Genomic DNA, 12008 nt, shown 5'->3' on the forward strand with positions numbered 1-12008 from the left:
TGCCCTCCTATATAAAACCTATTTCATTATCATTGTTATTGTTTTTATTCCTGTTATTTATTTCCTTAAAGACAGCATTAGAAAAATCTTGGAGCATAGGATTTTCTAATATTACAACCATAGATAAATTAATATTAAATGTTTCGTTTACTAAGTTTGTTAATTGCACAGCATTAAGCGAGTTGCCACCAGATTTGAAAAAATCATCTACCAACTCTAGTTTCTCTACTTTTAATACATTTTCTACAATCCTGACTATCTCATTTTCAAATGTTTGTATACTCTCTTCTGACTCACTATTGAGGTTTTTATCATTCCTGTTGTTTGAAATTGATTTTTTAATAAGGTCTTTTTTCTCAATATGGTTTATTGTCAAATCCATTTCTGTGTCATCATTTGAAATTCTTATTAATTCATCCACTTTTTTGTTGCTTGATTCTAAAAAATCATTTATTAATTCTACATATGCGTTGAAACATATATCTATCTCCTCATTTATGAATAAATTAGTTACATAATCCCATGTCAATATAAGGTCTTCATCTAATTCTATTACTTGATGATCTAACCATACTTGAGGCGTTTGGCTTATAGAGTAATTTAACTCACCGAGAAAATCTACATTTCTATTTCCTTTCATTCCTAAGCCACTTGTAAATATAATTGGAGCAATCATATCTGTATGTTTCTTCTCTCTTAAATCTCTTAAAAACTCTATTGAACTATATGATGAATGCATCATATCAGAAAGGAGTTGTTCCTGAATTTCCTTTGCATTTTCCAAAATAGTTTTGCTTTTATCAAGTTTTATTTCCAATAAACATAACTGAGTAAAGTCTCCCATAACTTTATGAATTTCAGGATGAATATCTTCCTTTATAAATTGTGTCACATTAACTACAAAATTATTGCTGTTACTATATTTGCATAATATTGTAGAAAATAATGATAAAAGTATAGTTGTTGGTGTTACCTCTACTTCAGTCGCTAATCTTTTAATTTCTATCCAATCGTCTCTCTTTATTCTAGCTTCTTTTCTTTTAAATCTTTGTTCAGAGTTATTTCCATCATTTTTCATAATGGATAATCTTGGCATGATAGGAAATGAGTCCAACCTGTTTATCCAATAATCTTTATCTCGTTCATAATGAAATCTGTCTTCTTGTTTTTTATATAAAACATAGTCTCGAAATGTTGGTTCAATAGTTTCCGAACTAAAATCTCCATCATATTTAAGCTTTATTTCTTTTAAAAACTCAAACATGCTCCAACCATCAAGTATTGCATTATCAATTCCTATAAATATTCGAAATAGAGTTTTAGTAATTTTAGTTACTTTAAAATCAAATGTAGGAAAATTACTCAAATCTATAATTCTATGCGAAAGTGATTCTCTCATTTGCAATAAAATATTTTCTTTAGCATCATCATCCAAAGTGCTTAAATCATTTATATTTAATAAATAGTATGGAACTTCTTTCAGAATTACTTGTTCTCCTGAATTTAATATTATTGTTCTTAAAGCAGGATTATATTCAATGATATCATTTAACGCTTTCTGTAGTTTATTGACATTTATATCCATACTATCGAATTCAAAATAACAATGTGTTGATACATTCCCTAAGTTATACGCCCCCTGTCTACCTATCCAATAAGCCATTTGTACATCAGTAAGTGGAAATGGCTCATATATGTTTTCTTTATCTGGCACTAAAGTTCGTATTTTGCTTCTATTGATAAACATTTTGTTTTTATCTATAAAATCCGACAAAGAAGCTACAGAGGCACTCTGAAAAATGTCTTTTATCGAAATTTCTATCCCCATTTTATTTTTGACTTTCCCGATAATGGATGCTGCTGTTAATGAGTCCCCTCCAACGATAAAATAATTATCATTAACTCCAATATTTTCATTGCATAAACATTCTTTCCAGATATTCAATAATATTTTTTCTGTATCTGATATGTCATTTGTTATTTCTTCTGAAATAACTCTAGAATGCTTGACATCCTTCAGTAAATCTTTTTTAAGCTTCTTTCTATCTGCTTTTCCATTCTTATTCAGTGGGATTTCATCCACATGATAAAAATAAGTTGGAATCATATAATTTGGAACTATTCCCAACAAATAGTCTTTTAGATCTTCAAATGAGATTTTATTACTTTTTAGTTTTTCGATAAAAAAAGTATTGAAATTAGCCTTGGATGACTCATTGACATTGCTTTCATAAAGAATTCTACTAATATCTGTTTTTAAATTAATGTCGTTATTAATACCTATGTTTTCTGGATTCAATATATCAGCTGTAATCAGAGAAAGTAAATTTAATTTATTAATTTCATTTCCTACAAGTAACCCATTTGGTTTCAATTTCTTTATTAGCTTCTTTAATGTCTCTCTTGAATCTCCACTCCTGTGAATTGAATTTAATGCTATTACCACATCAAAATAATCCTCTTCCAATCCATCATTTATTTCTTGATTAATAATAGAATATCTAAATTTACTATTTTCATTAATATCAGATAAGTCTTCTTTTAAAAACACAGAATTGTCTGCATAAACATATTCCTCAACATAATCTTTGTATTTATTAAATAATCTATTTGTCATTTGACTGTTTCTAGTTGAATATTCTATGATTCTTAATTTTCTGTCTGTATTCTTATCTATATAATTATTTAGAGAGTTTACTATACTATCTATAGATTCTTTATAATCTTCTATGGCTTCAGCAAGTCTTACTAAATTAAATTTTTTATCTTCTCTGTAGAAAACTTCTAAAGGATCTCTCCCTGTTTTTAAAATATCTATAAGCTCTGGTGTAATTTCTTTTGTGAATCTTTCAATTTCCTGTACTGATTCCACGTCTATTTTTATTTTAGAAATAGAGCTATCTTCTTTAAATCTTCCATCAACCTTTTTTAAAAGCTTAAAGTTTACTAGTGTATCAATCCATTTGTCCACTATTATTCTATTTGAACTTGACAAGTTTATATCTTTATATATTTCATTTAAAGAGTAACTTTTACTAGTAAAGTCAATCTTTAACCCATTAAATACATTTAAAATGGTTTTCAAAACTAGTTTGTCAATTTCTTTGTTTTTGTATATAGTTTCATCATTTGATGAAGGTATTTTAGGTTTTACCAAAAAAGAAGTATTAAAACCTTGATTTTTTGGCATGTTGTTAACTTCATATGAATTAACATCACTTTTAATAAAGGCTACTAACTTCTTGCTTCCTCCTCTTTCCATTAAATCAACAATTACATTTTCTACCCCAGCATACTTTGCTATAGCTTTCTCAATTTCACCAATTTCAATTCGATGTCCCTTAACTTTAACTTGAGTGTCTTTTCTACCAAGAAATTCTATGGTACCATCGTTCCATATTCTTCCGTTATCCCCTGTTCTGTACCACCTTATATCATCTTCTACAATGAATTTATTATCGGTTAATTCAGTATCTCCTCTGTACCCTTCAGCAACACCTACTCCTCCGATTAATAACTCGCCTTTAACATAATTAGGACAAGTTCTGCCAAAGTCATCTACCACCTTATATACTTGATTCTCTAGAGGCTTTCCATACGGTATCGAAACCCAATTGTTCGGAATTTCTTTAGGTACATTTAGATAGTTTGACCATATAGATGCTTCCGTAGCCCCACCCATGGCTACAACAACAGAGTCATTGCTCATATTATAAAATCTTCCGGGTAGATTTAAAGCAATCCAATCTCCTGATAACATAACAACTCTAAAAGGTAATTTTCTCTTTTTTCCTTCAGCCATTGTAACTAACATGTCAAATAATATTGGAACTGAATCCCAAATAGTAACATTATATCTATCAATTAATTCAAGCCATTCATCTGGATTCCTATAATTGTCTTCACTTGTGGTAATAAATGTACCACCAGCATGTAAAAGTCCAAATATATCAAACACAGAAAGGTCAAAATCTATAGAAGACACCATTAAGACAGTATCATTAGTGTTAATGTTATATTTCTTATTCAGGTCTATACAGGTGTTGATAGCACTAGTGTGCATTATTTCAACGCCTTTTGGCACTCCTGTTGTCCCTGATGTCATAATAATGTACGCACTGTCATATGGACTAACTTGAACAGGACTTTCTAATTTCTTATCGCTATTCATACCTTTATCTAAATCAATAATCTTAACTTCTTCGTTATTCAAAGAACAACTAATTATTGTTTCTTCATCACTTATTATGTGATTTATACCAATTTGATCATATATTTTACTTCTTCTTTCATTAGGCTGTGTAATTCCTATAGGTACATATGCTGCGCCGCTAAATAAAATTCCAAAAATAGCAAAAATTTGTCTGCATCCTCTTGGAAGTGTTATTCCTATATAATCACCCTTTTTTATGCCTTCTGATTGTAAATAAAAAGCAATTTTTAAAGCATTATCATAAAGTTCTCCATAACTTATCTCTTCACCTGTAGAAGAGTCTATAATTGCCACTTTACTTGGATTTAATATAACATTTTTAATAAATCCATCATAAATTCTTTCATCTGGATATTTTAGTGGAATAATAGCTTCAATTTCTTGCCTTCTAATTTCCTTTTGCCTTTGAGATAAAACATCTGTTTTCTTTTCCCAATTTTCTTTTTTAGTTAAGGAAATAAGGAGTTCATAAAAAGCATCAAACATATCATTTAATAATTCTTCTGGGTAAAGTTCTTCCACAGCATCCCAACATAAAATTAACTTTTCATCTGTTACATAAGTCTGAAAATCCAACCAAACACCTGGTGTTTGAGAAATCATATATGAAATTCCCCCAAGCGCTTCTCTTGACTTTTCCGTTTCTAAAGGATAATCAATATTACAAGCAAACACAATAGGAGCCACGTTATTATTGTTACCTATTTCTTTATACATGTCTCTTTGAACTTGGACACCAGAATATGAGCTATGCGAAACATTTTCTAAAAATACTTCACTAACCCTCTCTATAGTTTGTATCAATGTTTCCCCTAGTCTTCTCTCATAATCTACCAATAATAAGTTAGTAAAATCTGCAATCATATTACTTAAATTACTGTTTTCAGTATCCCTATTAAATAAAGGCATATTTATTAAAAACTTTTCTTGATTAGTCCATCGTTCTATTACAAGACCATAGCAGGCCAATAAAACCATTGATGGTGTTACTTTATGCAAAGAGGCTAGTCTTTTTATTTCACTCCAACTTTCTTCATCTACCACTTTCTTTCTTCTAATAAACTTAGTTTCTTTAACCATTTCAGGCCTAATTTTTAGTGGTAAATTAGGTGCTTCCATAGGAAAGTCATTTTCAATTTTTGTCTTCCAAAAGTCCTTATCCTCTTCTAATTGTAATTGATTGTCTTTATTATCTCCAATATAATCTTTGAAGGTATAGTCTATAGAATGTTTTTCACCTTCTCCTACATAATTTCTTGTTAATTCTTTAATCATAATGCTTAGACTCATAACATCCGCAACCAACAAATCAATATCTAAAAAGATTTTTGTCTTTCCCTCAGGTAATAAAGCAATTCCAAGACCTGCTACTTCACCTTTTTCGACCTTTAATTTCCTATGAGATATTTTTTCTCTAATTTCATTTAAAGAATCCTTAATTTCTTTATTATCTAGATTCTCTAAGTTGTATACACTGATTTCGTCTGTGTAAGGAGACTCCATGATTTCCTGAGTGCCATCACTGTTAAATTTTGCTCTCAACATTGGATGATCTTTTTGTAATTTTATCCACGCTTCATTTAATTTTTTAACATTTATATCTTTACCATCAATTTCTAGATAGGCATGACACCCTACGCCTCCCAAAACCTGATCATCTTCTCTACCAACCCAGTAAGCATATTGCACATCTGTTAACGGAAATTTAATACCAACATATTCTTTGTTCTTAACTATTTCTGCTTCTTTTGATATAAATTTATCGTTAATTTTTGCACTCTTAATTAACATTTCCCATTCATTAAAAGTTGGTTTTTCCATTAATTTAGAGAATGATATCCTAATACCTGATTTTCTTAACTTATTAGATATTTTCATTATCATAATAGAACTTAATCCTCTTTCTATAAGATTATCGCCCTTCTCAAAATCATCGTTAATTTCCATGCGAATATGTTCTTTAATGGACTGTATCACTTTGTTTTTTATATCATTTATCTCCATTGCTAATTCCTCCTATAAGGCAGATTTTCTAAGTGTTTCTTTACTTATCTTACCAACGCTTGTCAATGGCCAAGCATCAACCTTTTTAACTAAATCTGGTAATTTGAAATGGGCTACTCCATGCTCTTTTAGAAATGTTCTGATTTCATTTAGAGTAATCTCGTTATCTCCTGAAAGGACAAAAACTCCTATTTTTTCTCCTAAAATTTGATCTGGAATTCCTACAACTTGTACTTCTACAATTTTATCGTGAGTTAATAGAATTTCTTCTAGCTCTGTAGGGGTTATTTTTTCTCCAGCTCTATTGATCATTTCTTTTAGCCTTCCTACAATTTGAAAATTACCATCTTTAAGCTTTCTAGCTTTATCACCTGTTTTGAAGTAACAATCTTCAGTTATACAGTTCTTATTAATTTCATCTAAATTATAATAACCATAAATTGTATATGGGCCTCTAACTATAAGTTCTCCATACTCCTCTACAGGTAATTCTTTCCCTTCTTCATCAACAATCAATACCTCATCATATTCACTTATTGGTTTACCTTGTGTATTGTATATAGTTTCACTATTATCATCTAAACTTGTAGTTGATATTAAACCTTCAGCAATTCCAAAAATTTGCTGAAGCTTACAAGAAAAACCTCTCTCGATTTTCTTGGCTGTAATTTGGTCTAAAACAGAACCACCAATCTGAATCAATTTTAAAGAGGATATATCATATTCATCCATTTCTAAAAACTCTATACACATATTAGCCATGGCAGGAACTAATCCAGTAATTGTAACTCTCTCTTCTTCAATTAACGGTATTATCTCATCAGGGCTTGTAGTAGGGCAAATCACTATTTTCCCTCCATAAAACAATGTTCCCATTATTCCAGGGCATCCTAAAGGAAAGTTATGAGACATCGGTAAAGCAGCTAAATATACACTTTCTTCAGTTAACCCACACCTTCGTCCCGAATACTCTGCTACATATAAGTAATCACAGTGTCTCCTTGGGATTAATTTCGGTATTCCTGTTGTTCCTCCAGATAACAATAGTAAACCTATGTCTTTATAATCAACATTCACATTTTCTTCAATAGGCGTATTTGCTTTGATTTCTGTTAGAGATCTGAACTCTTCATTATCTCCCTGAATAAAAACTTTTATATCTGTTCTATTTTCTTTAATAACTTCTCTAATCATTTCCGTATAAGAAAATCCTAAATACCTATCTTGTGCGATATATGCCTTTGCTTCTGATAATTGAATTATTCCACTAATCTCCGTCTTTCTATGAGCTGGTAAAGACATAATTGGAATTACTCCTATTTTAAAAAGAGCAAAAGCCACAAAAATCAATTCAGCACTGTTTGGTAGTTGTAATACAACTTTATCACCCTTTTTAAAGCCTTCTTTTAAAAATCCCTTTGCATATCTATTAGAGATACTTTCAATCTCTTTATAAGAATACTCGTTTCCATTTTCATTGATGGCTATTTTTTCACTATATTTATTGGAAACTTTAGTTAAAAAATCACCTAGAGATAAATGATTCCAAACCTCTTTGTCATAGAAGTCTTCTAATTTTTCTTTAATTTTTATATTCATTTTTCCTCCGTTGTGCAAATTGCCCCTATATACCCTGAATTATCTCTAATCATTCTAAGTTGTTTATTGTAGCCTTTACTATCTCTTAACTCAGCCCAATTCTTGCTAATATTTATAACTTCTATCTCCTTAGTATCTCTGATTAGACCAATACCATCACATTTTAAGTAAGCTTCCTTAATCGTCCATAATTCATAAAATTTGCAGAAATCCTTATCTATATATTCAATTTCTGAATCTGTAAAACAATTATTTACTATATCTTTGTACTCAAATCTCTTATTTATCCATTCTATATCTACGCCTATTTCTTCTTGAGAGAATCCAACTATTACAAGACCATCTGTATGGGAAATGTTGAACTTTATTCCTTTATTGTTTTTAACAAATGGTTTTTTGTACTTTCCATTTAATACCTCTATTTTTTCAACATCTTTTCTTAATATAAAGGAAAAAACTTTATTTACTACGCTTCGAGATACAATATAATTTATCCTTGCTACCTCTGATTTAAATCCTTGAGCATGTTTAATTTCTTCCTTTTTTAAAAATTTTTCTGTATAATATTTATCCTTAAATTCAGATGTGTTAATTGTTAATAAAGCTACTTCATTATCAAAAAACCTATCAACAATACAGTCGATTTCATCAAATTTAAACACTTGTAAAATTTTTGTATCCATTCTAATCGTTGATATATTTTCTCAATTCTTTAATTACATCTTCTTCAGAAGTGTTTATAAACATATGTTCTCCTTCGATGTACTCATATGTGAAATTCTTTGTCGTATATTCACTCCACTTAGTCATTTCTTCTAAACTCATTTCCTTATCAATTGTTCCCATCAAGCCTAGTATATCACTATCAACTTTTTTATATTCTTCATCTTGATAGTCCTCATCTATGATAAAATCTGCTCTTAAAGTAGGTAAAAAGATACTAATTAAATCCTTGTTATCTAATATTTCATCAGGAGTTCCACCATATCTTCTCAATCCTTCTATAAATCCATCATCATCTAAATGGTAGATAGGATTTGGCTCTTTATAGCATGGCGCCCTCCCCGCTGAAATAATTAAGCCTTCAGGGTTTGGAAGCCCACTCTCTTTTATTTTCAATGCTAATTCATAAACTATCTTAGTCCCCATGCTGTGTCCAAATAAATAATATGGTGATGTAAAGTCAAAAACTGTTTTCATAGCTTTAAATAGTTCTTCAACTAATTCTCTGATATCCTTAATAGCTTTTTCAGAAAACCTATTTTCTCTACCTGGATATTGAGCAAAATACACACCGCTATTTTTAAAATGTCTTCCCCAATTTTTAAAAGAAGAAGCTCCTCCTCCAGCATAGGGAAATATAAAAATGGTATTCCTACTCTCTTGTATTCCTATTTCATTGCCATGTACAAACCACTTACTCAAATTATTACCTCCTGAAAAATATTAAATATTAGCATTTGTTAGTTTAAGCTAACTTAATAATAGCATATATTGATAGCATTTTTCAATATCTATTGATATTTTTTATAAAAATATATTTTACTATTTACAAAATCTAATTATAGTTTTCAAACTAGATATATCTATTGTTTGTTTTCCATCGCTCCAAGCATTTTCTGGATTTAAGTGAGATTCTATTATGATTCCGTCAGCACCTGCTGAAATTGAAGCTTTAGATAAGGGGCCTATTAGTTCCCTCTTTCCTGTTGCATGACTTGGATCTGCGATTATTGGTAAATGTGTAATATTTTTCAAGAAAGATATGGCAGCTATATCCATTGTGTTTCTTGTATAATTTTCGTAAGTCCTAATTCCTCTCTCACATAAAATAACTTTTCCATTGCCACCAAGCATAATATACTCAGCACTTAATAAAAATTCTTTTATCGTTGCACTTAATCCTCTTTTAAGTAAAATAGGCTTATCTAGCTTCCCTAATTCTTTTAATAGAGAGTAATTGTACATATTCCTAGCACCTACTTGTAAAATATCAACCTTATCTATCATATAGTCCAGTTCTCTGATATCCATTATTTCCGTTACTACAGGTATCTCAAGCTCTTTACCAATCTTATTAAGAATGTCTATTCCCTTTCTACCTAAGCCCTGAAATTCATAAGGAGATGTTCTTGGTTTAAACGCTCCTCCTCTTAATATATCTGCTCCTGCTTTTTTTATACCTATTGCTATATTTCTTACAATTTCTTCTGACTCAACAGAACAAGGTCCTGAAATAACAACAGGTTCTTCTCCTCCAATTTCGATCCCTTTTACATCAATTATGGTTTTCTCTTTATATCTTTTTGTTACTAAATATCCATTCTCAATAGAAATATCTTTTGTATTTAGAAAAGCTTCTTCCTCATTTTCTATCTTTGAACATAAAGTATTATCAAAAACATTGATGATATAATAATCTTTAATATCATAATCTTGAAATAGAATATCTTCTTTTTTTAAGTATTCCACACATGCTTTAAAGTCTTTTTTTCCCTTCAGAATGTATTGCATTTTATCACCCCTTTTCTACTTTTTAATTAGGGATTCAATGGCTTGTAAATAACCTTCAAACCCCTTACCGTAGATTGTCATCTCAGCATGTTCTGAAATAAATGACTTTTTCCTATAATCCTCTCTATCCATTATGTCTGTTAAATGAACTTCTACCGTTCTTATTCCTACAGCTTTTAAGGCATCTAAAATAGCTATGCTGGTATGAGTATAGGCGCCTGGATTAATCACTATCCCATAATATCTACCATAAGATTTTTGAATTATGTCTATTATCTCTCCTTCATGATTAGATTGGAAAGTATCCACTTCAATATTTATCTTATTTGCATATTCTTTGATCTCCCTACACAAATCCTCATATGTTTTTACTCCATAGATTTCCGGCTCTCTAATTCCCAACATATTAAGGTTTGGACCATTAATAACTAAAATTTTTTTCATAAACTTTTACTATCTCCTCTACTGTTTCTAGAAGACTTTTATTATTTTTAACCCTATAATCTGAAAGTTTTTTATAAATAGGATTTCTTTTCTCATAGATATTATTCAATCTATCTATTCCTCCTTGCGAAAGAGGACGTCCCTTGGTGTCAAGTTGATCTAAATCTCTCTCTATATAAATAACTTGTGAATTGTATTTTAGATATCTCCAGTTTTCTCTATCCTCAATGACCCCTCCACCAGTAGAAAACACTTTTGAAAAAGATAATAGCTCTTCCCTTACTACTTCCTTTTCAAGTTCTCGAAAAAAACGTATCCCATTTTTTTCAATTATTTTTTGAATAGTCATTTTATGAAGATTTTCAATACAATTGTCAATATCAACGAATTCCCTGTTGATTCTATGTGCTAACTCTCTTCCTATTACAGTTTTTCCACTACCTGGCATGCCAATCAATACGATATTTAATAATCTTTTTCTTATCTTTCTTTCTACCTCATCTATTAAGCTATCATCTATTTTCTTACTCAAGAATATTTCCGCAGCTTTTTTCCCTTGAGCAACTAGCATTGAAAGACCTGAGTTTGCCTTACACCCTAGTTCATTTGCTTCTATCATCAGCCTCGTGTTTAAAGGATTATAATTTAAATCAATGACATGCTTTAATTTAATCAGTTTTTTTATTTCTACAGGAAAGCTTTCATCAACAAGTGGATAAACTCCTATTGGTGTACAATTTATAAGTATCTCTGTGTCTTTAATAAGTTCTTCAATATTATGGTTTTTTATATCTTCTCTAGAAATTATTTTTATTGATTGACATTCTAAATCTTCTAGGACTACCTTACTCATCCTTGCTGTAGCTCCTGATCCAATGATAGAAAACGGACTTTCTTTCTTTATGGATTTTATCTTCTTAATCATGTGTAAAAAACCATAATAATCTGTATTATATCCATACAAACTGCCATTTTTATTTACTATCGTATTTACACAACCTGTCTTTCTTGCACTTTCATCTAGCTTATCACAATATTCTTTTGCCATTATCTTATATGGATTTGTAATGTTTAAGCCTTTAAATTTCTTTCCACTTAAAATTAATCTTATATCTTCTTCACTACATTCTACTAATTCATATTCACAGTCCCCAAAATACTTGTGTATCATTGGAGAAAAACTATAAATTAGTTTTTTCCCTAGTAATCCATATTCCATACTTGCTCCTCTAAC

The 12008-nt window shown here is 30.0% G+C and carries 7 protein-coding genes; all 7 read right to left on the bottom strand.

What is annotated here, in order from left to right:
* Positions 1-7 precede the first annotated feature (7 nt).
* On the bottom strand, positions 8-6217 hold the full coding sequence (locus HMPREF0077_RS09615; RefSeq protein ID WP_004837823.1) for a non-ribosomal peptide synthetase: 6210 nt from the start codon (positions 6215-6217) through the stop codon (positions 8-10).
* Positions 6218-6229: 12 nt separating this feature from the next.
* Positions 6230-7816, bottom strand: a complete 1587-nt coding sequence (locus HMPREF0077_RS09620; protein WP_004837824.1) for a (2,3-dihydroxybenzoyl)adenylate synthase — start codon at positions 7814-7816, stop codon at positions 6230-6232.
* The gene (locus HMPREF0077_RS09625; protein WP_002842315.1) at positions 7813-8499 is read right to left on the bottom strand and encodes a 4'-phosphopantetheinyl transferase family protein; all 687 of its coding nucleotides are present in this window, start codon (positions 8497-8499) and stop codon (positions 7813-7815) included. Before HMPREF0077_RS09625 ends, HMPREF0077_RS09620 begins: the two co-directional genes overlap by 4 nt.
* A gap of 1 nt (position 8500) precedes the next feature.
* Positions 8501-9241: a thioesterase II family protein gene (locus HMPREF0077_RS09630; protein ID WP_002842328.1), complete on the bottom strand. Its 741-nt coding sequence runs from the start codon at positions 9239-9241 to the stop codon at positions 8501-8503.
* 120 nt (positions 9242-9361) lie between these two features.
* Positions 9362-10330 (bottom strand): 3-deoxy-7-phosphoheptulonate synthase, encoded by a 969-nt coding sequence (gene aroF / locus HMPREF0077_RS09635; protein ID WP_004837825.1) that lies wholly within the window; start codon positions 10328-10330, stop codon positions 9362-9364.
* A 15-nt stretch (positions 10331-10345) separates the two neighbouring features.
* On the bottom strand, positions 10346-10774 hold the full coding sequence (gene aroQ / locus HMPREF0077_RS09640; RefSeq protein ID WP_004837826.1) for a type II 3-dehydroquinate dehydratase: 429 nt from the start codon (positions 10772-10774) through the stop codon (positions 10346-10348).
* Complete coding sequence (locus HMPREF0077_RS09645) at positions 10752-11993, bottom strand: shikimate kinase (protein ID WP_004837827.1); 1242 nt, start codon at positions 11991-11993, stop codon at positions 10752-10754. Before HMPREF0077_RS09645 ends, aroQ begins: the two co-directional genes overlap by 23 nt.
* Positions 11994-12008: the final 15 nt, after the last annotated feature.

Source organism: Anaerococcus tetradius ATCC 35098, from assembly GCF_000159095.1.
GTDB lineage: Bacteria > Bacillota > Clostridia > Tissierellales > Peptoniphilaceae > Anaerococcus > Anaerococcus tetradius.

Coding starts and splice junctions, on each gene's coding strand:
- HMPREF0077_RS09615 (WP_004837823.1), bottom strand. CDS start 6,217: ATGGAGATAAATGATATAAAAAACAAAGTGATACAGTCCATTAAAGAA.
- HMPREF0077_RS09625 (WP_002842315.1), bottom strand. CDS start 8,499: ATGGATACAAAAATTTTACAAGTGTTTAAATTTGATGAAATCGACTGT.
- aroQ (WP_004837826.1), bottom strand. CDS start 10,774: ATGAAAAAAATTTTAGTTATTAATGGTCCAAACCTTAATATGTTGGGA.
- aroF (WP_004837825.1), bottom strand. CDS start 10,330: ATGCAATACATTCTGAAGGGAAAAAAAGACTTTAAAGCATGTGTGGAA.
- HMPREF0077_RS09620 (WP_004837824.1), bottom strand. CDS start 7,816: ATGAATATAAAAATTAAAGAAAAATTAGAAGACTTCTATGACAAAGAG.
- HMPREF0077_RS09645 (WP_004837827.1), bottom strand. CDS start 11,993: ATGGAATATGGATTACTAGGGAAAAAACTAATTTATAGTTTTTCTCCA.